The 23,869-nt window shown below is 71.5% G+C and carries 26 protein-coding genes; 6 read left to right on the forward strand and 20 right to left on the reverse strand.

What is annotated here, in order from left to right; all coding sequences use genetic code 11:
• Nucleotides 1-822 (forward strand): PaaX family transcriptional regulator C-terminal domain-containing protein, encoded by an 822-nt coding sequence (locus OG698_RS14735; RefSeq protein ID WP_406103454.1) that lies wholly within the window; start codon nt 1-3, stop codon nt 820-822.
• On the opposite strand, the gene OG698_RS14740 is transcribed toward OG698_RS14735, so the two are convergent.
• Both OG698_RS14740 and OG698_RS14745 read right to left on the reverse strand, forming a co-directional pair.
• On the reverse strand, nt 806-3,100 hold the full coding sequence (locus tag OG698_RS14740; RefSeq protein WP_406103455.1) for a bifunctional salicylyl-CoA 5-hydroxylase/oxidoreductase: 2,295 nt from the start codon (nt 3,098-3,100) through the stop codon (nt 806-808). The two genes, OG698_RS14735 and OG698_RS14740, sit on opposite strands and share 17 nt — an antisense overlap.
• Nucleotides 3,085-3,912 carry an enoyl-CoA hydratase family protein gene (locus tag OG698_RS14745; RefSeq protein WP_100591225.1) on the reverse strand — a complete coding sequence of 276 codons (828 nt, stop codon included), beginning with the start codon at nt 3,910-3,912 and terminating at the stop codon, nt 3,085-3,087. Before OG698_RS14745 ends, OG698_RS14740 begins: the two co-directional genes overlap by 16 nt.
• A 229-nt stretch (nt 3,913-4,141) precedes the next feature.
• Between OG698_RS14745 and OG698_RS14750 the strand changes: the two genes are divergently transcribed.
• On the forward strand, nt 4,142-4,666 hold the full coding sequence (locus tag OG698_RS14750) for an ATP-binding protein (RefSeq protein WP_406103456.1): 525 nt from the start codon (nt 4,142-4,144) through the stop codon (nt 4,664-4,666).
• A 27-nt stretch (nt 4,667-4,693) separates the two neighbouring features.
• Here the strand turns inward: OG698_RS14750 and argF are convergent, their stop codons facing one another.
• From argF to OG698_RS14770, 4 genes are all read right to left on the reverse strand, one after another.
• Complete coding sequence (gene argF / locus OG698_RS14755; RefSeq protein ID WP_406103457.1) at nt 4,694-5,701, reverse strand: ornithine carbamoyltransferase; 1,008 nt, start codon at nt 5,699-5,701, stop codon at nt 4,694-4,696.
• Between the two features lie 112 nt (nt 5,702-5,813).
• Nucleotides 5,814-7,037: an arginine deiminase gene (locus tag OG698_RS14760; protein WP_406103458.1), complete on the reverse strand. Its 1,224-nt coding sequence runs from the start codon at nt 7,035-7,037 to the stop codon at nt 5,814-5,816.
• A gap of 75 nt (nt 7,038-7,112) precedes the next feature.
• A complete protein-coding gene (locus tag OG698_RS14765) occupies nt 7,113-9,686 on the reverse strand; it encodes a polynucleotide kinase-phosphatase (protein ID WP_406103459.1) in 2,574 nt (857 codons plus the stop codon).
• Nucleotides 9,683-11,197 (reverse strand): 3' terminal RNA ribose 2'-O-methyltransferase Hen1, encoded by a 1,515-nt coding sequence (locus tag OG698_RS14770; protein WP_406103460.1) that lies wholly within the window; start codon nt 11,195-11,197, stop codon nt 9,683-9,685. The genes OG698_RS14765 and OG698_RS14770 overlap by 4 nt, the downstream gene beginning before the upstream one ends.
• Nucleotides 11,198-11,301: 104 nt before the next feature.
• Here OG698_RS14770 and OG698_RS14775 point away from each other — a divergent pair, with 104 nt between their 5' ends.
• Both OG698_RS14775 and OG698_RS14780 read left to right on the forward strand, forming a co-directional pair.
• Complete coding sequence (locus OG698_RS14775; RefSeq protein ID WP_406103461.1) at nt 11,302-12,225, forward strand: LLM class F420-dependent oxidoreductase; 924 nt, start codon at nt 11,302-11,304, stop codon at nt 12,223-12,225.
• A gap of 233 nt (nt 12,226-12,458) precedes the next feature.
• Nucleotides 12,459-12,656: a hypothetical protein gene (locus OG698_RS14780; RefSeq protein ID WP_406103462.1), complete on the forward strand. Its 198-nt coding sequence runs from the start codon at nt 12,459-12,461 to the stop codon at nt 12,654-12,656.
• A gap of 72 nt (nt 12,657-12,728) precedes the next feature.
• On the opposite strand, the gene OG698_RS14785 is transcribed toward OG698_RS14780, so the two are convergent.
• The 8 genes from OG698_RS14785 to OG698_RS14820 all read right to left on the reverse strand — a co-directional run bounded on the left by OG698_RS14785 (nt 12,729) and on the right by OG698_RS14820 (nt 18,968).
• Entirely contained in the window at nt 12,729-13,208 is a 480-nt protein-coding gene (locus OG698_RS14785) for a DUF6099 family protein (RefSeq protein WP_406103463.1), read from the reverse strand.
• 188 nt (nt 13,209-13,396) lie between these two features.
• Nucleotides 13,397-13,729 (reverse strand): nucleotide pyrophosphohydrolase, encoded by a 333-nt coding sequence (locus OG698_RS14790; protein WP_329569443.1) that lies wholly within the window; start codon nt 13,727-13,729, stop codon nt 13,397-13,399.
• A complete protein-coding gene (locus OG698_RS14795) occupies nt 13,726-14,880 on the reverse strand; it encodes an AAA family ATPase (RefSeq protein WP_406103464.1) in 1,155 nt (384 codons plus the stop codon). Before OG698_RS14795 ends, OG698_RS14790 begins: the two co-directional genes overlap by 4 nt.
• 92 nt (nt 14,881-14,972) lie before the next feature.
• Nucleotides 14,973-15,359, reverse strand: coding sequence for a cell division protein SepF (sepF, locus tag OG698_RS14800; RefSeq protein ID WP_399967376.1), 387 nt, complete (start codon nt 15,357-15,359; stop codon nt 14,973-14,975).
• Nucleotides 15,360-15,498: 139 nt separating this feature from the next.
• Complete coding sequence (locus tag OG698_RS14805) at nt 15,499-16,836, reverse strand: FtsX-like permease family protein (RefSeq protein ID WP_406103465.1); 1,338 nt, start codon at nt 16,834-16,836, stop codon at nt 15,499-15,501.
• 3 nt (nt 16,837-16,839) lie between these two features.
• Nucleotides 16,840-17,640: an ABC transporter ATP-binding protein gene (locus OG698_RS14810; RefSeq protein WP_406103466.1), complete on the reverse strand. Its 801-nt coding sequence runs from the start codon at nt 17,638-17,640 to the stop codon at nt 16,840-16,842.
• A 151-nt stretch (nt 17,641-17,791) separates the two neighbouring features.
• Nucleotides 17,792-18,187: a helix-turn-helix transcriptional regulator gene (locus tag OG698_RS14815; RefSeq protein WP_326773687.1), complete on the reverse strand. Its 396-nt coding sequence runs from the start codon at nt 18,185-18,187 to the stop codon at nt 17,792-17,794.
• 73 nt (nt 18,188-18,260) lie between these two features.
• Nucleotides 18,261-18,968: a hypothetical protein gene (locus OG698_RS14820; protein WP_406103467.1), complete on the reverse strand. Its 708-nt coding sequence runs from the start codon at nt 18,966-18,968 to the stop codon at nt 18,261-18,263.
• Between the two features lie 411 nt (nt 18,969-19,379).
• Between OG698_RS14820 and OG698_RS14825 the strand changes: the two genes are divergently transcribed.
• Nucleotides 19,380-19,934 (forward strand): hypothetical protein, encoded by a 555-nt coding sequence (locus OG698_RS14825; protein WP_406103468.1) that lies wholly within the window; start codon nt 19,380-19,382, stop codon nt 19,932-19,934.
• A 130-nt stretch (nt 19,935-20,064) separates the two neighbouring features.
• Here the strand turns inward: OG698_RS14825 and OG698_RS14830 are convergent, their stop codons facing one another.
• A complete protein-coding gene (locus OG698_RS14830) occupies nt 20,065-20,241 on the reverse strand; it encodes a thiazolylpeptide-type bacteriocin (protein WP_406103469.1) in 177 nt (58 codons plus the stop codon).
• Between the two features lie 141 nt (nt 20,242-20,382).
• Between OG698_RS14830 and OG698_RS14835 the strand changes: the two genes are divergently transcribed.
• Nucleotides 20,383-20,637 (forward strand): multicopper oxidase domain-containing protein, encoded by a 255-nt coding sequence (locus OG698_RS14835; protein ID WP_406103470.1) that lies wholly within the window; start codon nt 20,383-20,385, stop codon nt 20,635-20,637.
• A 63-nt stretch (nt 20,638-20,700) separates the two neighbouring features.
• On the opposite strand, the gene OG698_RS14840 is transcribed toward OG698_RS14835, so the two are convergent.
• From OG698_RS14840 to OG698_RS14860, 5 genes are all read right to left on the reverse strand, one after another.
• Nucleotides 20,701-21,042, reverse strand: coding sequence for a MerR family transcriptional regulator (locus OG698_RS14840; RefSeq protein ID WP_406103471.1), 342 nt, complete (start codon nt 21,040-21,042; stop codon nt 20,701-20,703).
• A gap of 184 nt (nt 21,043-21,226) precedes the next feature.
• A complete protein-coding gene (locus tag OG698_RS14845; RefSeq protein WP_406103472.1) occupies nt 21,227-21,538 on the reverse strand; it encodes an SCO5918 family protein in 312 nt (103 codons plus the stop codon).
• A gap of 7 nt (nt 21,539-21,545) precedes the next feature.
• Nucleotides 21,546-21,740, reverse strand: coding sequence for a hypothetical protein (locus tag OG698_RS14850; protein ID WP_406103473.1), 195 nt, complete (start codon nt 21,738-21,740; stop codon nt 21,546-21,548).
• A gap of 145 nt (nt 21,741-21,885) precedes the next feature.
• Complete coding sequence (locus tag OG698_RS14855; protein WP_406111078.1) at nt 21,886-23,340, reverse strand: DEAD/DEAH box helicase; 1,455 nt, start codon at nt 23,338-23,340, stop codon at nt 21,886-21,888.
• Nucleotides 23,341-23,554: 214 nt separating this feature from the next.
• The gene (locus tag OG698_RS14860) at nt 23,555-23,758 is read right to left on the reverse strand and encodes a cold-shock protein (protein WP_100591190.1); all 204 of its coding nucleotides are present in this window, start codon (nt 23,756-23,758) and stop codon (nt 23,555-23,557) included.
• Between the last annotated feature and the right edge of the window lie 111 nt (nt 23,759-23,869).

Raw genomic sequence — 23,869 nt, forward strand, 5'->3', positions numbered from 1 at the left:
GTGTCCGACCTGCACACTCCCCGGTCCCTGATCGTCACCCTCTACGGCGCCTACGGGCGCGGCTTTCCCGGCGCCGTGCCGGTCGCCGAGCTGATCCGTCTCCTCGGCGCGGTCGGCGTCGACGCGCCCGCCGTGCGGTCCTGCGTGTCCCGCCTCAAGCGGCGCGGGCTGCTCCTGCCGGAGCGCACGGGGTCGGGCGCCGCCGGGTACGCGCTGTCGCCGGCCGCGCGGCAACTCCTGGACGACGGCGACCGGCGCATCTACGGGGCGCCGGCCGGCGGGGCGGACGGCTGGGTGCTCGCGGTGTTCTCCGTGCCGGAGGCCGAGCGCGCCAAGCGGCACGTCCTGCGCTCACGCCTTGCCGGGCTCGGCTTCGGCTCGGCGGCGCCCGGCGTGTGGATCGCCCCGGCGGGCCTGCACGAGGAGACCCGGCACACCCTGGAGCGCCTCGGGCTCTCCCCGTACGTCGATCTGTTCCGCGGCGAGCACCTGGGGTTCGCGGCGACGGCGGACGCGGTCGCGCGCTGGTGGGACCTGGACCGTCTCGCCGCGCTGCACGAGGCGTTCCTGGACGAGCACGCGCCGGTGCTCGCCGCCTGGCAGGCCCGCTCCCCCGGCGACGCCTCGCCGGAGGAGGCGTACCGGGACTACCTCCTCGCCCTCGACTCCTGGCGCCATCTGCCGTACGCCGACCCGGGGCTGCCCGCCGGGCTGCTGCCTGCTCGGTGGCCGGGGACCCGCTCGGCGAGCGTGTTCCGGGCGCTGCACGAGCGGCTGCGGGACGCGGGGGCGGCGTTCACCACCGTCAACCGCCCAGCGTGAGCCGGGGCTTGGGCGCGTCCAGACGTCCGGTCTGCGGTGGCCTGCTGCCCGCCTCGTACGGCTTCGGCCAGGCGACACCGGGACCCGCGTAGCCCTGTTCGGCCGCCGCGTGCAGGGTCCAGTGCGGGTCGTAGAGGTGGGGGCGGGCCAGCGCGCACAGGTCGGTGCGCCCGGCCAGGATCAGCGAGTTGACGTCGTCCCACGAGGAGATCGCGCCGACCGAGACCACCGGAATGCCGGTCTCGTTGCGGATCCGGTCCGCGAACGGCACTTGGTAGGAGCGTCCGTAGGCGGGTTTCTCGTCGGCGACGACCTGGCCGGTGGACACGTCGATCGCGTCTGCGCCGTGCGCGGCGAAGGCACGGGCGATCTCTACGGCGTCGGCCGCGTCCGTGCCGCCCTCCGCCCAGTCGGTGGCGGAGATCCGGACGGTCATGGGCCGGTCACCGGGCCACACTTCGCGTACGGCGTCGAAGACTTCGAGGGGGAAGCGCAGCCGGTTCGTGAGCGGGCCGCCGTACGCGTCGGTCCGGTGATTGCTCAGCGGCGACAGGAACCCGGACAGCAGATAGCCGTGGGCGCAGTGCAGTTCGAGGAGGTCGAAGCCGGCGTCGGCGGCGCGCACGGCGGCGGACGTGAACTGCTCGCGGACATCGGCGAGTTCGTCCCGCGTCAGCTCGTGCGGAATCTGGCTGCCCGGCTTGTACCGGAGCGGGGAGGCGGCCACCAGCGGCCAGTTCCCGTCGGGGAGCGGGTCGTCGATGCCTTCCCACATCAGTTTCGTGGAGCCCTTGCGGCCGGAGTGCCCGAGCTGGACGCCGATCGCCGTGCCGGGGGCCTGGGCGTGCGCGAACTCGGTGATGCGGCGCCAGACCGCGGCCTGTTCCTGCGTGTAGAGACCGGCGCAGCCCGGGGTGATGCGGCCCTCGGGGCTGACACACACCATCTCGGTCATGACGAGTCCGGCGCCGCCGAGGGCCCGCGCGCCGAGGTGGACGAGGTGGAAGTCGCCGGGGACGCCGTCCTGGGACGAGTACATGTCCATGGGCGAGACGACGACGCGGTTGCGCAGGGTCAGCTCGCGCAGGCGCAGCGGCGTGAACATGGGGGGTGTGCCGGGCGGGCAGCCGAAGTCGCGCTCGACGGCCTCGGTGAAGCGGGGGTCGCGCAGGCGCAGGTTGTCGTGCGTGACGCGGCGGCTGCGGGTGAGGAGGTTGAACGCGAACTGGTGTGAGGGCTGGTCGAGATAGAGGCCGAGGTTCTCGAACCACTCCAGGCTGGCGCGGGCCGCGCGCTGCGTGGAGGCGACGACGGGCCGCCGTTCCGCCTCGTACGCGGCGAGCGCCTCGGCCGTGGTGGGCTGCTCCTGGAGACAGGCGGCGAGCGCGAGGGCGTCCTCGACGGCGAGCTTGGTGCCGGAGCCGATGGAGAAGTGCGCGGTGTGCGCGGCGTCGCCGACGAGGACGACGTTCCCGTGCGACCACTTCTCGTTCACGACCGTGCGGAAGGCGGTCCAGGCGGATTTGTTCGACCTCAGGCCACGGCCGCCGAGGGCCTCGGTGAAGATCTTGGCGCAGCGCTCGACGGACTCGCGCACGTCGAGCCCGTCGAATCCGGCCGCCCGCCAGACCTCCTCGCGCATCTCGACGATGACGGTGCTGTCGCTCGCCGAGAACGGGTATCCGTGCAGCTGCATGACGCCGTGCTCGGTCTCGGCGGTCTCGAAGCGGAACGCGTCGAAGGCGAAGTCGGCGGCGAGCCAGATGTAGCGGCAGCGGTGCTCCTCGATGTGCGGCCGGAATGCGTCGGCGTGGGCCTCGCGGGTCGCGCTGCGCACTCCGTCGGCGGCGACGACGAGGTCGTGGTCGCGGGCGAGGTCGGCTGCCGAGGGGGCTTCCGAGCGGAAGCGGAGGTTCACGCCGAGCTGCCGGCAGCGCTCGTGGAGGATTTCGAGGAGCCTGCGGCGGCCGAGCGCGGCGAAGCCGTGGCCGCCCGAGGTGCGGCGGGTGCCGCGGTGCACGACATCGATGTCGTCCCAGCGCACGAACTCGGCCTGGAGTGCGGCGTGGACGACGGGGTCGGCGTGCTCGATGCCGCCGAGCGTCTCGTCGGAGAGGACGACGCCGAAGCCGAAGGTGTCGTCGGGGGCGTTGCGCTCCCAGACCGTGATGTCGCGGCGCGGGTCGAGCCGCTTGAGGAGGGCGGCGGCGTACAGGCCGCCGGGTCCGCCGCCGATGACGGCCACGCGCAGGGGTCCCATGGTCACCGCCCCCGCCATTTGGGGGCGCGTTTCTCCGTGAAGGCCGCGTGGAACTCGGCGTAGTCCTCGCCGTTCATGAGGAGGGCCTGGGTCGCGGCGTCCATTTCGACGGCGGCGGCCAGCGGCATGTCGAGTTCGGCGGTGAGCAGCGCCTTGGTCTGGGCGTACGCGAGGGCCGGGCCCTCGGCGAGGCGGCGGGCCAGAGCCTGCGCGGCCTCGTCGACCTGGCCCTCGTCGGTCAGCTCGCTGATCAGGCCGATGCGCTCGGCCTCCGGGGCGCGCACCGGTTCGCCCAGCATGAGCAGGCGCGTCGCGTGGCCGAGGCCGACGACGCGGGGCAGCAGATACGCGGCACCCATGTCGCCGCCGGACAGGCCGACGCGGGTGAAGAGGAACGCGAAGCGGGCGCTCGGGTCGGCGACGCGGAAGTCGGCGGCGAGTGCGAGGACGGCGCCGGCGCCCGCCGCGACGCCGTGCACGGCGGCGATCACGGGGAAGGGGCACTCGCGCACGGCCCGTACGACCTGGCCGGTCATCCGGTTGAAGTCGAGGAGCTGGGCGGTGTCCATGGCCAGGGTGGCGCCGATGATCTCGTCCACGTCACCGCCGGAGCAGAAGCCGCGCCCCTCTCCGGCCAGGACGAGGGCGCGTACGGAGCGCTCACGGGACAGCTCGGCGAGCAGGTCGCGCAGGTCGGCGTAGGCGCCGAAGGTGAGCGCGTTGAGCTTGTCGGGGCGGGCCAGGGTGACGGTGGCGACCCCGTCGTCGACGGCGTACCTCAGGTGCCGCCAGTCGTCGGTGCGGGGCGCGGAGCCGGTGAAGGGACTCATGGCGGTGCGGCCTCCTCGGGCGGGGGCGGCGGACGGGACGGCGCGCCTGCCTCGGGCACGTCGCCCCATGAAGTTATCACCGGTTCGTGACTTCCGTCACGAGTACGCGATACGCCATCCTGACAGCGCGCCACCTACAGCCCATGTAGGGCGGGTGCGGGGAGGCCAGTGCCGGACGTCACGAAGAAGGGAGTCGGGCGGCTCTGTCCACCGACGCCCTACCATTCGTATGGTTGAAAGCAGGACAGCTCCTCCGCTGTCAGCCCCTGTCACCCCCTGTCAGGACACCTGCACCCTGAACGGACCCGCCGTGCCCACACCGCCCGCCCCCACCTCGTGGCGCATCGCACTGCCGCACACCGCGGCCGCGGTGCCGGTCGCGCGCGCTCTGGTGCGCACGGCCCTGACGGAGATCGAGTCGCCCGCCGCCGACAGCGACACGGCGGAGCTGCTCACGGCCGAGCTGGTGGCGAACGCCGTCGAGCACACGGCGGGGGCGGGCCCCATAGAGCTGGTGGTGGAGCTGCTGCCGTCGGGCTGTCAGGTCGAGGTGCACGACGGTGACCCGGAGCCGCCCGGCGATCTGACCCTGCCCGGCCCGGCCGAGGAGCCGGACCCGTGGCAGGAGCACGGGCGCGGCCTGCTGCTGATCCGCACCCTGAGCTCGTCCTGCGGACATCGCCCCACCGCGTCCGGCAAGGCGGTCTGGTTCACCCTTCCCGCGATACCGGCGCAGCGGACGAGCCCGGAGTAGTACGCCCCTCCCCTGTCGGGGCGGGCGTCAGGCCAGTGTGGCGACCATGATCGCCTTGATGGTGTGGAGCCGGTTCTCGGCCTCGTCGAAGACGACCGAGTGCGCCGACTCGAAGACCTCGTCCGTGACCTCCAGCGAGTCCAGGCCGTACGTCTCGTGGATCTCGCGCCCGACCTTGGTGCCCAGGTCGTGGAAGGCGGGCAGGCAGTGCAGGAACTTGACGTCCGCGTTGCCGGTGGCGCGCAGGACGTCCATCGTCACGGCGTACGGCTTGAGAGCGGTTATGCGCTCGGCCCACACCTCCTTGGGCTCGCCCATGGAGACCCAGACGTCGGTGGCGATGAAGTCGGCTCCCGCGACGCCCTCGGCGACGTCCTCGGTGAGCGTGACGCGGGCGCCGCTCGCCTCGGCGAGCTTGCGGGCCTCGGCGACGATCTCCTCGGCCGGCCAGTACTCGCGCGGCGCCACGATCCGGACGTCCATGCCGAGCAGCGCGCCGGTCACCAGGTACGAGTTGCCCATGTTGAAGCGGGCGTCGCCGAGGTAGGCGAAGGCGATCCGGTCGAGCGGCTTGCCGCAGTGCTCGACCATCGTGAGCACGTCGGCGAGCATCTGCGTGGGGTGCCAGTCGTCGGTCAGGCCGTTGTAGACCGGCACGCCCGCGTACGCGGCGAGTTCCTCGACGCCGGACTGGCTGTCCCCGCGGTACTCGATGGCGTCGAACATCCGGCCGAGCACCCGGGCGGTGTCCCGCACGGACTCCTTGTGGCCGATCTGCGAGCCGGACGGGTCCAGGTAGGTCGTGAACGCGCCCTGGTCGGCCGCGGCGACCTCGAAGGCGCAGCGCGTACGCGTGGAGGTCTTCTCGAAGATCAGCGCGATGTTCCGGCCCGCCAGGTGCCGCGTCTCCGTCCCCGCCTTCTTGGCCGCCTTCAACTCGGCGGCGAGGTCGATCAGGCCGCGGAACTCCTCGGCGGTGAAGTCCACCTCCTTGAGGAAGTGGCGGCCGGTGAGGTCGGGACGGACTGTCGCCATGGGGCGCTCCTGGGGTACGCGTAAAGGACTAGGGCATCAGAGACACTGGAAGTCTATACGACGTTACACATTTCTATACAGGACTCCACGGGCAGCCTTTTCCACAGGGCCCCTATACAGGGTCCCTCTCCACCGGGCAGCTCATGCAGCGCGGGCCGCCCCTGCCGCGCCCCAGCTCGCTGCCGAGGATCTCTATGACCTCGATGCCCTGCTTGCGCAGATAGGTGTTCGTCGTGGCGTTGCGTTCGTAGGCGACGACGACGCCCGGCTCCACGGCCAGCACGTTGCACCCGTCGTCCCACTGCTCCCGCTCGGCCGCGTGCACGTCCTGCGTGGCGGTCAGGACCCGGATCTCGCTGAGGCCGAGCGCGGCCGCGATGGCCCGGTGCATGTGCTCCGGCGGATGGTCGGTTACCTTCAATTCCCGCTCGCCCACGCCAGGTTCGATGGTGTACGAGCGCAGCATGCCGAGACCCGCGTACTGCGTGAACGTGTCGCCGTCGACCATCGTCATCACGGTGTCGAGGTGCATGAACGCCCGGCGCTTCGGCATGTCGAGCGCCACGATCGTCTGCGCGGAGCCCGCCGCGAACAGCTTGTGCGCCAGCATCTCGACGGCCTGCGGGGTGGTGCGCTCGCTCATCCCGATGAGGACGGCGCCCCGCCCGATCACCAGGACGTCGCCGCCCTCGATCGTGGACGGGTAGTCGGCCTGCCCCTGAGACCACAGGTGGAAGCCCGCGTCGCGGAACAGCGGATGGTGCCGGTAGATCGCCTCGAAGTGGACGGTCTCGCGCTGCCGGGCGGGCCACCGCATCGCGTTGATGGAGACGCCGTCGTAGATCCAGGCCGAGGTGTCGCGGGTGAAGAGGTGGTTGGGCAGCGGGCCGAGCAGGAAGTCGTCGAGGTCCATCGCGTGGAAGCGGACCGACGTCGGCTCCGGGTGCCGGTCGAGGAACTCCCGCTTGGTCATTCCGCCGACCAGCGCCTCGGCCAGGTCCGTGGCCGGCATCGTCTCGAAGGCGGCCCTGAGGTGGTCGGTGGCGAGCGGCCCGTACTCCTTCTCGTCGAAGACCCGGTCGAGGACGAGGGATCTGGCGTCCCCGACGGCGAGCGTCTCGGTGAGCAGATCGCCGAAGAGGTGCACGGTCACACCGCGGTCGCGCAGCACGTCGGCGAACCCGTCGTGCTCCTGCCGCGCGCGGCGTACCCACAGCACGTCGTCGAAGAGCAGCGCGTCCTTGTTGCTCGGGGTGAGCCGCTTGAGCTCCAGATCGGGGCGGTGCAGGATGACGCGGCGCAGCCGCCCGGCCTCGGAGTCGACGTGGAATCCCATGGATCCATCTTTCCCCGGCCGGACGGCCCGTGCCCGTGCAATCAAGGAGCTGGGTGGTGGCTCACATCCGCGCGCTCACAGCCTGGGGTCGACCGGCTCCGACTCGAGCGCGAGGACCGCGAACACCGCTTCGTGGACGCGCCACAGCGGCTCCCCGTCCGCGAGCCGGTCGAGTGCCTCGAGACCGAGCGCGTACTCGCGCACGGCGAGCGAGCGCTTGTGCCCGAGGAAGCGGCCGCGCAGGCGTTCCAGGTGGTCGGGGCGCGTGTACTCGGGACCGTAGATGATCCGCAGGTACTCGCGGCCCCGGCACTTGATGCCCGGCTGTACGAGACGGCCCTTGCCGTCGCGCGTGAGCGCCTCGACCGGCTTGACGACCATGCCCTCGCCGCCGCGGCCCGTCATCTCCAGCCACCAGTCGACACCGGCGCTCACGGACGCCTCGTCGCCGGTGTCCACGAAGAGCCGCCGGGTGGTCTGCAGGAGCCCGGACCCGTCGTGCTCGACCATGCGGTCGATGAGGGCGAGCTGCTCGTCGTGCGGGAGCGCGGCCAGCGACCGGCCCTGCACGGCCAGGATCTGGAACGGCGCGAGCCGCACCCCGTCGAGCCCGTCCGTCGTCCAGCAGTAGCGCCGGTAGGCGTCCGTGAACGCGGCCGCGTCTTCGGCCCGTTCACGCTGCCTGCCGAGCAGTTCACCCACGTCGACGCCGCGCGCCGCCGCCGCTTCCAGGCCGGCGATGGCACCCGGGAACACGGCACCGGACGCGGCGCCCACGGCGGCGTACTGCGAGCGCAGCAGGCCCGACGCCTTGAGCGACCAGGGCATCAGCTCCGAGTCGAGCAGCAGCCAGTCCGTGTCGAGTTCGTCCCACAGGCCGGCGTCCGTGACGGCGGCGCGCACCCGGCCGAGGATCTCCTCGGTGACCTGCTCGTCGGCGAAGAAGGACCGTCCGGTACGGGTGTAGAGCGCGCCGGTGGGCCCCTCCGGGACGCCGAAGCGCTCGCGCGCCACGTCCGCGTCCCGGCACACCAGGGCCACGGCCCGCGAGCCCATGTGCTTCTCCTCGCACACGACGCGCCCCACTCCGTCGGCGGCGTACTGGGCGAAGGCCTCGGCGGGGTGCTCCAGGAAGTGCTCATCAGCGGCTCCGCCGCGGGCCCCTTCCCGTGACGTCGCCGTCGGCGCCATCGTCGGCGGCAGGTACGGGACCAGGCGCGGGTCGACGGCGAAGCGGCTCATGACCTCCAGGGCCGCCGCCGCGTTCTCCTCGCGCACGGCTACGCGTCCGGCGTGCCGGGTCTCGACGGCCCGCCGTCCGTGCACGTCGGCGAGGTCGAGCGGCCGCCCGTCGTGTCCGCCGGGCGCCTCGGTCCGCAGCGGCCTCGACGGCTCGTACCAGACCCTCTCGGCGGGTACGTCGACGAGTTCGCGCTCCGGCCAGCGCAGCGCGGTCAGCTTGCCGCCGAACACGGCGCCGGTGTCGAGGCAGATGGTGTTGTTGAGCCAGGTGGCCTGCGGGACCGGCGTGTGGCCGTAGACGACGGCCGCGCTGCCCCGGTAGTCCTCGGCCCACGGGTAGCGCACGGGCAGGCCGAACTCGTCGGTCTCGCCGGTCGTGTCCCCGTACAGCGCGTGCGAGCGCACCCGCCCGGACGTGCGGCCGTGGTACTTCTCGGGCAGGCCCGCGTGGCACACGACGAGCTTGCCCCCGTCGAGGACGTAGTGGCTGACGAGGCCGTCGACGAACTCCGCGACCTCCTGTGTGAACTCCTCGCTCTCACCCGCGAACTGCTCGACGGTCTCGGCGAGGCCGTGCGTGTGCTGGACCTTTCTGCCCTTGAGGTAACGGCCGAACTTGTTCTCGTGGTTCCCGGGCACACACAGCGCGTGGCCCGACTTGACCATCGACATGACGCGGCGCAGGACGCCCGGGGAGTCGGGCCCCCGGTCGACGAGGTCGCCGACGAACACCGCGGTGCGGCCTTCGGGGTGCACACCGTCCGTGTAACCGAGCCTGGTGAGCAGCGTCTCCAGTTCAAAGGCGCAGCCGTGGACGTCGCCGATGATGTCGAAGGGGCCCGTGAGGTGCGTGAGGTCGTTGTAGCGCTTCTCGCGTACGACCTCGGCGCTGTCGGCCTCTTCTGCGCCGCGCAGGATGTGGACCTTTCGGAAGCCCTCACGCTCCAGGTGACGCAGGGAGCGCCGCAGTTCACGGGTGTGCCGGGAGATGACGCGGCGGTGCATGCCGGCGCGGTCGGCGCGCTCCGCGTTGCGCGCGGCGCAGACCTCCTCCGGGATGTCGAGGACGATGGCGATGGGCAGCACGTCGTACTGCCGCGCCAGGTCGACGAGCTGCTTGCGGCTCTCCTGCTGGACGTTGGTCGCGTCGACGACGGTGAGCCGCCCGGCCGCGAGGCGCTTGCCCGCGATGTAGTGGAGCACGTCGAAGGCGTCACGGCTGGCGCTCTGGTCGTTCTCGTCGTCGGCGACGAGCCCCCGGCAGAAGTCGCTGGAGATGATCTCGGTGGGCTTGAAGTGCCGCCGCGCGAAAGTCGACTTGCCGGACCCCGAGGCGCCGACGAGGACGACGAGCGACAGGTCGGTGACGGGGAGCGTACGAGCGTGGGAACCGGGGGTGGTGGTCATGCTGCCTTCGCCTCCTTCGGACTCGGGTCGGCCGGGGTCCGGTCAGTCAGGGTCTGGTCGGTCGAGGTCTGATCGGTCAGGGTGAAGACGGCCATCTGCGTGGGCGGGCCGACCTCCGGGTCGTCGGGTCCTACGGGCTCGAACTCCACGTCGTAGCCGTGCCGTTCGGCCACCGCGCGCGCCCAGGTGCGGAACTCCTCGCGGGTCCACTCGAAGCGGTGGTCGCCGTGCCGGACGTGCCCGGCGGGCAGGGTCTCCCAGCGGACGTTGTACTCGACGTTCGGCGTCGTCACGAGGACGGTCCTCGGCCGCGCGGAGCCGAACACCGCGTACTCCAGTGCGGGCAGCCGCGGCAGGTCGAGGTGCTCGATGACCTCGCTGAGGACCGCCGCGTCATACCCCTTGAGCCGCTTGTCGGTGTACGCGAGCGAGCCCTGGAGCAGCGTGACGCGGGCGGCCTGGCGCTCGCCCATCCGGTCGATCCTGAGGCGCCGGGCGGCGATCGTCAGGGCCCGCATCGACACATCGACACCGACGACCTCGGTGAACCGGGTGTCCTTGAGTAGCTCGTGCACCAACTGGCCCTGCCCGCAGCCCAGGTCGAGCACCCGCCCGGCCCCCGCCGCCCTGAGCGCGGCGGTGATGGCGTCGCGCCGCTGAACAGCCAGCGGTACGGGCTGCTCCTCGGTGTCCGTCGCCTCGTCGACCGCGTTGTCGATGGCCTCGACGTCGGTGTCGTCCGCGTCGGCGAGCCGCACCAGCTCCAGGCGCTCCATGGCGCTGCGGGTGAGTGCCCAGCGTCGCGAGAGGTAGCGGCTGGTGATCAGCTTCTGCTCGGGGTGCGTGGGCAGCCAGCCCTCACCCGCCCGAAGCAGCTTGTCGACCTCGTCGGCCGAGACCCAGTAGTGCTTGGCGTCGTCGAGCACGGGCAGCAGCACATACAGGTGCCGCAGCGCCTCGGCGAGCCTCAGCTCGCCCTCCAGGACGAGACGCACGTAGCGCGAGTCGCCCCACTCGGGGAACTGCTCGTCGAGCGCCACCGGGTCGGCCGTCACCGTGGTCCAGCCGAGCGGCTCGAAGAGTCGGCGCACCAGCGCGGCCCCGCCGCGCGCGGGCACCGCGGGCACCTCGATGCGCAGCGGCATCGGCTGCTCGGCCCGCTCGGGCATGGCCTTGCACTGTCCGCGCAGGGCGCTGGAGAACACATTGCCGATCGCCACGGCGAGCAGGGACGACGCGGCGTACGGCCGGTCGTTCACATACTGCGCGAGCGCCGCGTCGGGGGCACCGCCGCGGCCCTTGCCCTTGCCGCGGCGCACGAGCGCGACCGGATCCACCTCAAGGAGCAGCGCCGCGGTGCAGCGCTCCGGGGACGCCTCCGGGTAGAGGACGTGCGCGGTTCCGTGCGAGGTGGAGAACGCCTGCGCGTTGTCGGGATGCTTGTGCAGCAGAAACCCGAGGTCGGTCGCGGGGCGTTCAGGGGTGCCGGTCGTACTGATCGTCAGGAACACGCGTCCGAGTATGGTCCGCCGGTACCGCCTCCGACCACGCATTTCTCTCCGGGGACGCTGCGGTTCTAAAAGGTCACCAGAAGTGACCGGTGCATGATGGATGAATGGATCTTCGAGTCTTCACCGAACCGCAACAAGGCGCGACCTACGAGACGCTTCTCCGCGTCGCGAAGGCCGCTGAAGACCTCAATTATGGAGCGTTTTTCCGGTCTGACCATTACTTGCACATGGGCTCCGCCGACGGGCTCCCCGGCCCCACCGATGCCTGGATCACGCTGGCCGGGCTCGCCCGCGAGACCAGGCGGATCCGCCTGGGCACACTGATGACCGCCGGCACCTTCCGCCTCCCCGGCGTCCTCGCGATCCAGGTCGCGCAGGTCGACCAGATGTCGGGTGGGCGCGTGGAGTTGGGCCTCGGCTCCGGCTGGTACGGGGCGGAGCACGAGGCTTACGGCATCCCCTTCCCGAAGGAGAAGTTCGGCCGCCTTGAGGAGCAACTCGCCATCGTCACGGGCCTGTGGAGCACGCCCGTCGGCGAGCGATTCAACTTCAACGGCACCTACTACCAGCTGACGGACTCCCCCGCGCTGCCGAAGCCGACGCAGGGCAAGGTGCCCGTCCTGATCGGCGGGCACGGCGCCAAGCGGACCCCGGCGCTCGCCGGGCAGTATGCCGACGAGTTCAACATCCCCTTCGCGTCGCTCACCGACACGGAGCAGCAGTTCAAGCGGGTCCGTGCGGCGGCGGAGCAGCACGGCCGCAGCGCCGACAGCCTCGTCTACTCCAACGCCCTGGTGGCGTGCGTCGGCAAGACCGACGCCGACGTCAGGCGCCGCGCCGCCACGATCGGCCGTGACGTGGACGAACTGAAGGCGAACGGGCTCGCCGGGTCGCCGGCCGAGGTCGTCGAGCAGATCGCCGCGTACCAGGCCGTCGGCTCGCAGCGGATGTATCTCCAGATGCTCGACCTGGACGACCTGGACCACTTGGAACTGATCGCCACCGAGGTGATGCCCCAGCTGTCCTAGGCCACGCGTCAACTCCGCTGTTCCCGGTGCTCCGGCCCCGCCCCTGTCGGGTGAATATCCGTCAACCGGGCACGTGGCCGGGGACCCGGCCAGTGACCCGTTCACGCGAGTGATCGTTGGCTCGGGCGGAGCCGGACCGCCCGGCACCCGCACCGGCGGCGGCTGCCGCTGTCGGGCGACGCTTGCGTCAACTGCCTTCCCCCGCGGGGAGGGCGAGGGCCGAGGAGGCCGCCATGTCCCAGGAAGCCATGTCCGAGCAGGTCGTCCACGAACCGGCAGGGCCGGATCAGGAGGGCGCGCCCAAGGGTCTGGTGCAGCAGATGGAAGAGCTGATGGCCGCGCTCAACGCGGATCTGTCGCAGCTCGACGCCGACCTTCAGCAGTCCACCGGACCCGGCGCCCCGTCCGCCGACGAGAGCCACCGCCTCTGACCCCGCCGGGGGCGCGTCGCACCGATGCCGGTGCGCCCCCGAAGCCCGCCACCGCACCAACTGGCGCGCCCTCTACGCCGCCGAGTCAGGCTCCGACTCCGACATGGTGTCGCGGCGCAGCGTGAGCCGGCGGATTATCTCGAGGGCCCTGTCCCGTGATTCGTCGGCGGCGTCGATGGCGTCCATGCAGTGCCAGTAGTCCCCCTCCTCCTCCGCCTCGCTGGCTATGCCCACCAGGGCGATCCCCACTTCCCCGAGCAGCGCCGCCAACCCGATCAGTGCCTTGTGCGCCTCCGGCAGCTCCGTGAGCTGCGCCGCCCGTATGCCGCCCGCCCCGATGACCGGGATCGCCGAGCCCGAGCAGCCTCTGCCGCCCGCCTCGCTCAGTCCGCGCGCCTCACCCCTCAGCTCCGGCGGGCCCTCTCTCGCCAGCCTGTTCCCCATTGCCTGTGCGAGGGCCTGGGCCTGCCATGCCTCCCGCGTGATGGCCGGCGCGTCCTGGCTCTCCGCCAGGGCCCGTCGGCTCGCCCTGATGAGTCGCACCGCGTCCATGCGCCGCCCCCGTCCCGAACTCCCTTGTCCACTACCCAGAGTGAGGGTCGGAGAGGCGAAAAGCCAGAGGACGACCGAAATCTGTGGACACGGAATCCAATGTTGATAATTCTGTGACTCCATAGAGTGACAAGACCGGTCGTGCGGTCCTTCCAGCCGGTCTCAGCCGCCGGTCTCAGCCGCCGACCTCAGCCCTCCCCCGGCACCGGAAACCGTTCCTCGTTGCGGTCGATCTTCGCCGACAGGGCCGCCAGCGCGTCGATCCCGAGCACCTCGCACAGCTGCAGCAGATACGCGAGGACGTCCGCGACCTCGTCGCGCACCCGGTGCGCCGTGTCCGGGTCCGCCATCACGCCGGCCGACTCCTCCGGGGTCAACCACTGGAAGATCTCGACCAGTTCGGACGCCTCCACGCTCAGCGCGGCCACCAGGTTCTTCGGCGTGTGGTACTGCTCCCAGTTCCTGGCCTCAGCGAACTGCGCCAGCCGGCGCTGCAGTCCCGCCACATCAAGTTCTGTCACGGCCCCAGGTCTACCACCGCCGCTCCGTGCTCCCGCGCCGCCCACGTCCCGTCGCCGACCGCCCCCGCCAGCCGGATGTGCCCGCGCCCGCACATCCGCACCGCGAGCGCCGTCAGCTCCCGCAGCTGCCGCGGGTCGAGGCTGCGGTCGAGGCCGTCGGCGAGGACGGTGAGCGTCTGGTACGCCTCGGGGACCTCCGCCGCCGGGTCGACCGCGAGCACACGGGGGCCGGTGAGCAGGACCAGGGCGAGTGCCAGGTACCTCAACTCGCCGTCCCCGAGCCGGTCGACGGGGGTGCGCAGACCGTCGCCGCGGTCGAGCACGGCCCGTACCGTGCCGTTGCCGAGGTCCTCCGACAGGACGTCGACGACGGGCCCCGCGCAGCCGGCCCGGGCGGCGGCGACGAGCAGCGCGTGCCGGATGCCGCACTCGGAGCGCGTACGCCACAGGACGGCGGCGAGGTTGTCGCAGCCGCTCAGCAGACGGTCGGCGGTGGCCTGGGCGGGGCCGCGCATGCGGGCGGGCTGGGGGTCGCAGGAGAAGACGCAGCGCAGGGCGACCACCACTTGTTCGGCGGCGGCGATGACGAGCCGCTGGCCGTCCGTCTTGCCCGCGACGCGCAGCGGCAGGAGCGCCGTGCCGAGCAGGTCGTCCGGCAGGGGCGCGCGGGTCACCGGGGTCACGCCCGCCGTGTGCCAGGCGGCCTGGACGACGCGGCGTCCGGGGTCTCGCAGGGCGGTCTCCAGGAGGATGCGGCCGTCGCAGGCCAACCGCTCGCCGACGATGCGCAGTTCGGGCTCGGCCTGGATCGCGAGGTCGAGGCGGACCGGGCCGACGGGCCCGGTGACGGTGCAGCCGATGCGGAAGCCGCGGCGCCGCTGGGCGTCGGGGCGGGCGCGGTCGGGGACGTAGGCGGACGGATCGGGGAACACCTCGTCGAGGGCCGCGCCGCCGCCGAGCCGGGCCAGGCCCTCGTAGGCCTTCAGGGCGCTGGACTTGCCGCTGCCGCTCGGTCCCGCGAAGAGGGTCAGCGGGCCGAGCGTGAAGCCGGCGCCTCGGTGCGCGGCGAAGGCGGACAGCCGCAGTTCGGTGAGGCTCGGCCGGTCCTGGGGAGCCGGGGGTGCGCCGCCGTCCCGCGCGAGCAAGGTCATGTTCCGGACGGTAGGCGGCACTCCGCCCGGAGAACCGTTCTTCCGGGCGGATCTTCCTTCGATCGGGGGACCGGAGGGCCTGGGCCGGGTGACTAGACTCGGGGAACGGCCCCCGCCACGAAGTCCTGCACCTCGGTGCCGGGAGGGGCGAGCAGGAAGACATTGCGGTCGACGCGGTGCATTCCGCAGCCGAGGCCCATGACCACTCCGCTGCTGAAGTCCAGGACGCGCTTGGCGACATCGGACTCTGCGCCGCTCAGGTCGAGCAGCACGGGGATGCCCGTCATCACGGTCTCGGCGACCTCGCGGGCGTCCGCGAACACATTGATCCGCAGCACGACGAACCGTCGCCGCGCCTCGGTCTCCGCTTCGGGGACGGCCCTGTGGTCGACCGCCGACGGCCATGCGTTACGGCCGCGCAGAGGTACGACCTGGGCGAGCCCTTCCCACTGTTCGTCAGTGACGTCGTGGCTGTTCACTGCCCCCACCCCGTCCGGGCTCGTACTTTTGTCTGCACCCGCCATTCTTACGCCAAGTCACCCGTTCAGCCCAACAGCGACACGGTCCGCATCCGCCGTGGTGGCGGGTGCGGACCGTGCCGGGCGCTTCGATCCGGTGTCAGGCGGCGATCGCGACGGCGTCCACGGCCTTGACGCGCAGGGTCCTGCGGGCCGTGCCCAGACTGGTCACCAGGGTCGCTGCGGCCGCGAGTGCCACGACCGTGAGCCAGATGCCGAGGCCCTGGTCGGGCAGGAGCGAGTCGGTGCGGACCGCGGTGAAGGGCACGATTCCCGCGAGGCCCGCGACCGTGCCGAAGAACACACCCGTCACCGTGAGGACGAGGCTCTCGACCGCGACCGTCCCGAGGACCTGGACCGGCGTGGCACCGGCGAGGCGCTGCTGGCCGAACTCGCGGACCCGATAGGAGGTGGCCGCGTACAGGGTGTTGACGAGCATGACGCAGGCGAAGACGACGATGATGCCGACGACCGCGAAGTTGAGGGTCTCCAGGTTCTTGTCCCCGACGGACTTGGCGACGCCGGACGCCTTGATCGCGTCGCTCTCGACGGCCTGCATGTAGAGGGTGGCCGTGGCCATGCCGGTGAACAGGATCAGCGGCATCAGGACACCGGAGAGCTGGTCGGCGCGCTGCCGCATGTTTCGTACCGTCAGATAGCCGCTCGCGCCGGTGAGTGCGGTGAGCAGGGGTTCCGTGCGGCCGAGGAAACCGCGCAGCAGCGTCGGGGAAAGCATCGCGAAGCCCACGGAGAGCAGGATCGCGCCGTAGGCGGGCGCCGCCATGAGGGCCGCGTCGGTGGCCTTCATGGCGAAGGTGCAAAGGACACCGGCGGCGCCGACGGCGAGCGCGCCCCAGGCCGCGAACTTCCGTGCCCTGCCTCGCCCTTGCCGCATCCCGGCGGCGGCCTTCGTGGCGCGCCGCACCGCGAGGAACGCGGCGCCCGCGGAGGCGAGCACAGTGATGGCGACGCCGGACGTGAGGGCGACGGGACCGAATACGTAGCTGACGCCGTCGGCGACCTGGCCGCTGTCCTTGAACACGTCGAGCAGGGCCTGGCCGCCGAGCATCGCGGGCCCGACGGCGAGCGCCGAACCGGCGAGGGCGACGATCACGGACTCGCCGACGATCATGCGCTTGATCTGGGCGGGGGTGGCGCCGGTGTTGCGCAGGAGGGTGATCTCGTCGGCTCGCCTGCTGACGTTGACGGTCAGGGTGGAGGCGACGGCGAAGAACACGAGGAGCGTCCCGTAGCCGCCGACGACACTCGCCGCGGTGGTGAGGGTCTCCGCGCTGACGTGGTCGACACCGGCGGCGCCCGCCGTGTCGTGCAGCGAGTTGAACGTCATGATGATCGCCGCGCCGAGGAAGGCCGACAGGAGCGTCGCGAGGAGACGTCCGGGGCGCAGCCTGACGGAGCGCAGGGCGAGTGCGAACATCCCTCACACCCCCGTCAGCGTGCTGTCGCCGAGGTGCGCGAGGCGTTCGGCCACGGCGTCGACGGTGGGTGCGGTCATCTCCCCGGCGAGGCGGCCGTCCGCGAGGAAGAGCACGGAGTCCGCGTACGAGGCGGCGACCGGGTCGTGCGTCACCATGACGACGGTCCTGCCGTGCAGGCGCACGGCTTCCTGGAGGAGGCGCAGGACGTCGCGCGCGCTGCGGGTGTCGAGGGCGCCGGTCGGTTCGTCCGCGAAGATCACGGCGGGTTCGGTGACGAGGGCGCGGGCGATGGCGACACGCTGGCGCTGGCCGCCGGAGAGCTGGTCGGGGCGGTGGCCGAGCCGGTCGCCGAGGCCGACCTGGGTGAGGATGTCCTGGGCGCGGGCCCGGTTGACACGCCGCCCGGCGAGCCTGAGCGGCAGGGTGGTGTTCTGCGCGACGGTCAGCGTCGGCAGCAGGTTGTACTGCTGGAAGACGAAGCCGATCCGGCGGCGGCGGAATTTGGTGAGGGCCGCCTCGGTGCCGCCCGTCATCTCCTCGCCGTCGACCATCACGATGCCGCTGTCGGGCCGGTCGAGTCCGGCCGCGCACTGCAGGAGCGTGGACTTGCCGGAGCCGGAGGGCCCCATCACTGCGGTGAACGTCCCGGCCCGCAGGCTGAGGGTCACGTCGTCGAGTGCGGTGACGGCGTTCTCGGCGCCCTCTCCCGCCCCGTACGTCTTGCTGACCTTGACGAGGCGCAGGGCCTCGCCGCCGTGCCCTGCCGGTCCGCTGCCGCCCGCTCGGCCCGTACGTCGGAACATGGTCTCTCCCCGTCCACCGTCGTTGTCACGGCGCTGTCTGCACCGTGACTACGACGTTAGGGACGGCGGCGTTCCCGCACATGGGGCGTACAACCCGGACCTCGGGTGTCGCTACGTACACCCCGCACATACGGGTGCCCGGTGGGCCGGGTCAGGTGAGGTCGATGTGCACGTTCGTCGACTTCACGCGGGCGATGGCCTGCATGCCCACTTCGAGGCCGAGCTCCTCGACGGCCTCGCGGGTCAGGAGCGAGACGAGCCGGTGCGGGCCCGCCTGGATCTCGACCTGGGCCGCCACGTCGCCGAGCTTCACGCCGGTGACGATGCCGGGGAAGGCGTTGCGCGCGGAGGTGTACGAGGCGTCCTCGTCGTCGCCGCCCGACTGGCCGACCTCGATCGAGAACGCCGCCAGGTCCTGGCCGCGGATCAGGCGGCGGCCGCCCTCGTCGCGGTGGGTGGCGACGCGGCCCGCGTCCGCCCAGCGGCGTGCCGTGTCGGGGCTGACGCCGAGCAGACGCGCCGCCTGCCCGATGGTGTAGGACTGCATGTGCGGAAGACTATGCGGCGGCCCGACGCCCGGTCACATTCCCCCGTCACGCCCCGAGGACAGACCCCCGAAGTCACACCCCTGAAGGCACCACGCTGCGTCCCGTCTCGTGGGCGTACAGCGTCGTGCGGTCGCGCAGGGCCTCCTCCAGGGAGCAGCCGTCGGCGCCGCGCCGGTCGAGCATGCGCGGCAGGACGCGGGCGCTCAGGGCGCTGGTCAGGTCGATGTACTGCGGCTTCTGCTGGAGCCGCTTGGACTGCACGTCGGGGGCGCCCACCGAGAGGGGTCCCTCGCCCTCGGGCGCGTTCTTGATGACGACCTCCGCGGCGACGCCATGGCGGACGCGCCACGCGGTGAGCGCGAGGAACCGGTCGTACTCGTCGGGTCCCGCGGCGACCGCGGTGATGAGTTCGTCGCCGCCGTACCAGCGGCGGCGGCCGATGAGGACGCCGCCGACGGCCATGCGGGGAGCGGTCCAGGTGGTGGCGCGGTCCCACGGCGTCGCGGCGTGCCGGCTGTTGGGCAGGCTGTTGAGGAGCCGGCCGCTGATGGCGAGGCCCGAGACGGCGGACAGCGGTGGCGGGAACAGGCCGGGGTGGCCGGTGCCGAGCGGCAGGACGCGCAGGGGCGCGCCGTCGGCGTCCTCGACGCGCAGCGTGTCGATGTCCGGGTCGTGCGCGAGGCGCAGCGTGAACCAGTCCTCAAGGGTGAGGCCGCCGGGCAGGATCGGCGCGTGCGCGTTGACGTTGAGGCGATCGGTCCAGTCGGGGCCGCCCGGCACCGCGAGGGCGAGGACGTCGATGTGCGGGCCGTGCAGCCGGCCGCCTCAACTGGACGGCTGAGGCGCCCCGTTCGCTCAGGACGCGGGCGACCGGCGCGACGTGCGTGGCGAGCCACGCCGGTGTCACCGGCATCCGTGCGTGGAGCCGCACTCCCGTCAGGCCGGCGGAGTCCGGCTTCACGGCAGTACGCTCCGGCGCTTCGGCCCTTTTCGCACGTTCCAGGAAATCTTCAACAGATCTTGCGGAATGTTTTGACTGGAATTCCGTGGCGCCGGATTGTGCCCGGAAAGGGAATGTGGGGCGGCCGCTTACATACGCCACTGCTTTCGTGACAGCGACGCCCGCCGAGTCACGGACGGGTTGACCGAAAGCTGCCAGCCAGGCGCCAAGATCGCTGTACCCTCCGGGCCATGACTACGGACACGGAGTGCCTGGCACTCACGCAGAATCTGCGCCGCCGCGGGGCTGTCGTCCTCGCGGTTTTTGCCCTGGTGTGGGCTTTTGCGGGCGGCTCCGGCATAAGTGCCGTGGGGGTTTCGGTGACGGTCGGCGTGCTCGCCGCCGCGGTGACCGTCGTGGCGGTGGTCCTGGCCTTCCGCGGCGGGGCCGGACCGGCCTCGCGCATGGTGCGACTCCCGGAGAAGTGGAACCGCGGGGTCGGCATGGTGAACACGGCCGAGCTGGTGGCGATCTTCGTGGTCATCGCGGCGTCGAACGCGAGCGGCCACCCCGAGCTGATCCCACCCGGTATCTGTCTGGTCGTGGGCCTGCACTTCTTCCCGCTCGCCCGCCTCTTCGACCAGTGGCAGTACAAGTGGACGGCGGTCTTCCTGACAGCGGTCGCGGTGGCCGGCCTGGTGGTGGCGGCGGCCGGCACGACCATGGAGACCGTGCGTGTGGTGGTCGGCCTGGGCGCCGCGCTGGTGCTGTGGGCCTCGTCGTTCCACGTCGCCGTGCGCGGCTGAGGCAGGGACCCGGCGGCACCGCAAAGGTCCCCCGAAAGGCCGCGCGAAAGGTTCCGGAAAAGGTCCCCACACAAGGATGTACCCATCCAGCTCCCGGCTGGATGAGCGACGCATCCTTTGGAACGGTGGATCAGCAGGCGGAGCAGGTGCTGGACGCGGACGACGAGGTGCCGATCGAACCGCTGGAGGCGCCCATCTCGGGGAGCGCGACACCCTGCGCGACCTCAAGGGTCTCCAGCTCGTCGACGTCGAAGCTGTCGAACGCCTTCTCCGCGTCGTCGCCGTTCTTGATGTCGTTGATGCTCATGTGGTGAATTACTTTCTCGAGTTCACGAGTTTCCGGAGATTCCCCGGAGCGATGTTCCCAGAAATTTCCGGGGCTCCTTCTTCTTTCCGCAACCGGTGGCTGCGCAATTGATAATGCTCGGCCGGTCATTTGCCGGTCCCCGTGTCCAAGGTCCTCGCCCCGTACCGGAGAACGAGCACCGCCGACTACTACACGGTCACCATGAGCCGCACCAGCCACCAGATCCTGCCCGGCACCCGCACGGACGTCCTCACCTGCAACGGCACGTTCTCCGGCCCCACCGTCCGGGCCCGCAAGGGGCGCACCGCGGTGGTCGGACAGATCAACGCCCCGGACATGCCGACCTCCGTCCATCTGCACGGCGGCAGCAACCCCGTGGAGCACGACGGGGCATGACGGACACGGTCGCGCCGGGCGCTCCAGGACGTACGTGTACGCCAACGGGTCTTCGGGTGGGGCCTATCGGCCCTCGGCCCCCGCGTCCGGTACTTCCGCCGCGCGGCGGAACTCCGCGTTGATGCGCAGGGCCTCCTCGAGCTGGTCCTCGAGGATGATGATGCGGCAGGCGGCCTCGACGGGGGTGCCCCGGTCGACGAGCTCGCGGGCACGTGCCGCGATGCGCAGCTGATAGCGGGAGTAGCGGCGGTGTCCGCCGGCCGACCGCAGCGGAGTGATCAGGCGCGCTTCGCCGAGGGCCCGCAGGAACGCGGGCGTGGTGCCGATCATCTCGGCGGCCCGTCCCATCGTGAAGGCGGGGTAGTCGTCGTCGTCGAGACGGCCGAGCGGTCCTTCTGCAGTCATTTCACCTCGTCGAGGGGCGCATGGAGGGGCCCCGGCGCCGCCGCGGCGGCCGTGCCCCGGGCAAATTGAACACCATGCGTCCGCAAGGACACGCCGCCGGGCCGCGCACACGCCGAGGACCCCGACCGGTGATCCGGTCGGGGCCCTCGGCACCGCCCGGCCTCGGGGGCCGGCGGTGGCGTGTCTACGCGGAGACCGGCAGGCCCATCAGCGCCGACGCCGCCTGGAGCGGGGTGAGTTCAGCCCCGGCGGAGCCGCCCGCGGAGACCTCGGTACAGGTGAAGCCGAGCGCGGTCAGTGCCCTGACCACCTCACCGGAGGTGAAGTCGCGCCGGTCCTGCCGGGTGATGACGGCCCCGACCTGCTTGACGGGGTAGCGGCGCCGCCCGATGAGCACGGAGTCGCCGGTGACGGGTTCGGGTTTGACGCCCTTCATCGCCTCCAGCACATCACTGCTGAACAGGTCGAAGGGGAATCTGGCGATGACACAGCGCATGAGGGCCTCACAGGGAGAAGGACGGTCCGGAGCTGTGGACGATGTCCCGCAGCTGGATGCGATCGGTGTAGCCGGCGCTGTCGCGCACGGCGCTCAGCTCGGCGCGGCTGACCGTACCGGTGCAGCGGCCGTCCTCGTCGCAGAGGAGAAGCCGGCCGGCACGGGAGCTGTCGAGGACGGACAGGGCGACCTCGACGGTCATGTCGGCCCAGACGCGAGGTCCCGACGGCCTCAGGGACGCGGCCCCCGAAGGGGGGCGGGCCGTCTCGCGCGGATGTGTCTCGACCAGTGTCAAAGTGCCTCCTACGGGATGGCGGAAGGGGACAAGGGGGCCGTGGCGCAACAGGTCAGGACGCCGTGGCGACCGCGGACGCGGACTGCCGGAAGGTTCCCGTGCCCTGCCCCGTGCACGGCTGGTCGGCGGCGCGCCTCGGATCGGTGGCGCGCCGGGCCTCGGCGGAACGGCTGCGGCGGCCACGGGTGCTCGACCCGCTGCGCCGAGGGCGCTCCGCCACCGGCGCGGTGATGACGACCGGCACACCGGACGGCGCCCGCGCCCCGGTGATGCGGCTCAACTCGGCTTCGCCCGAGCGGACTTGGGCGATCTGCGGGGTGATCCCGGCGTCGCGCATCAGCCGGCTCATGTCGCGGCGCTGGTTGGGCATGACCAGGGTGACGACGCTGCCGGACTCACCGGCACGGGCCGTACGGCCGCCGCGGTGCAGGTAGTCCTTGTGGTCGGCGGGCGGGTCGACGTTGACGACGAGGTCGAGGCTGTCGACGTGGATGCCGCGGGCGGCGACGTTGGTCGCGACCAGGACGGTGACGTGGCCGCTCTTGAACTGGGCCAGGGTGCGGGTGCGCTGCGGCTGGGACTTGCCGCCGTGCAGGGCGGCGGCGCGCACACCGACGGCGAGCAGGTCCCGGGTCAGCCGGTCCACCGCGTGCTTGGTGTCGAGGAACATGATGACCCGGCCGTCGCGGGCGGCGATCTCGGTGGTGGCCGCGCGCTTGTCGACGGGATGCACGTGCAGGACGTGATGTTCCATCGTCGTCACCGCGCCGGCCGACGGGTCGACGGAGTGGACCACGGGGTCGTGCAGGTAGCGGCGCACGAGGAGGTCGACGTTGCGGTCGAGCGTGGCGGAGAACAGCATGCGCTGCCCCTCCCGCCGCACCTGGTCGAGCAGGGCCGTGACCTGGGGCATGAAGCCCATGTCGGCCATCTGGTCGGCCTCGTCGAGCACGGTGACTGCCACCTCGTCGAGCCGGCAGTCCCCTCGGTCGATGAGGTCCTTGAGCCGCCCCGGGGTAGCGACGACGATCTCAACGCCCCCTCGCAGCGCTCCCGCCTGACGTCCGATGGACATGCCGCCCACGACAGTGGCCGTCCGCAGCTTCAGCGACCGCGCGTACGGGGTGAGTGCCTCGGTGACCTGCTGGGCGAGTTCACGGGTGGGGACGAGGATCAGAGCGAGCGGCCTGCGGGGCTCGGCGCGTCGCCCTGCGGTACGGGCGAGGAGCGCGAGCCCGAACGCGAGGGTCTTGCCGGACCCGGTACGGCCGCGGCCGAGCACGTCACGCCCGGCGAGGGAGTTGGGCAGGGTCGCTGCCTGGATGGGGAACGGCTCGTTCATGCCGAGGCTGGTGAGCATCCGCAGGAGCTCGTCCGGCAGAGCGAGCTCCCCGAAGGAAGCGACGGCGGGGAGGCCCGGCTGAACGGTCTTCGGCAACGCGAACTCCCCGGAAACCACACTCTGGCTCGTTCGCCCGGCTCGACTCTCTCGACCTGCCCCATACATACGTTTCATGATCGGCACTACCTTCCTGGACGCGGCACGAAAATGCACGGCACGCGTCAAGGAATTCCCGCGACATTTGAACAGCGCAGGGAAACGCAGGAACGAGCCGAATAATTGGATGCCAAAAAGATGAACGGCACCCGGAAAAGCAACGAGCTGGGGCCCGCACCCCAAGGTGCGGGCCCCAGCTACGGTCTACGCGTCAGCGACGACGTCAGGCGGGAACGATGTTCTCGGCCGTCGGGCCCTTCTGGCCCTGACCGATGTCGAAGCTCACCTTCTGGCCTTCCTGCAGCTCACGGAAGCCCTGGGCGGCGATGTTCGAGTAGTGGGCGAAGACGTCGGGGCCGCCACCGTCCTGCTCGATGAAGCCGAAACCCTTTTCCGCGTTGAACCACTTCACGGTGCCAGTAGCCATGTCATATCTCCTTCGGGGCAGTGCCCGGAGCCCACACTGTGCGAACTCCTGTCGCCGCGATCATCGCCCCGCCCGGAAAGACACCGGAAACACAGAAGCGCTCCCGCCGGA

This window comes from Streptomyces sp. NBC_01003 (assembly GCF_045162695.1).
Taxonomy (GTDB): domain Bacteria; phylum Actinomycetota; class Actinomycetes; order Streptomycetales; family Streptomycetaceae; genus Streptomyces.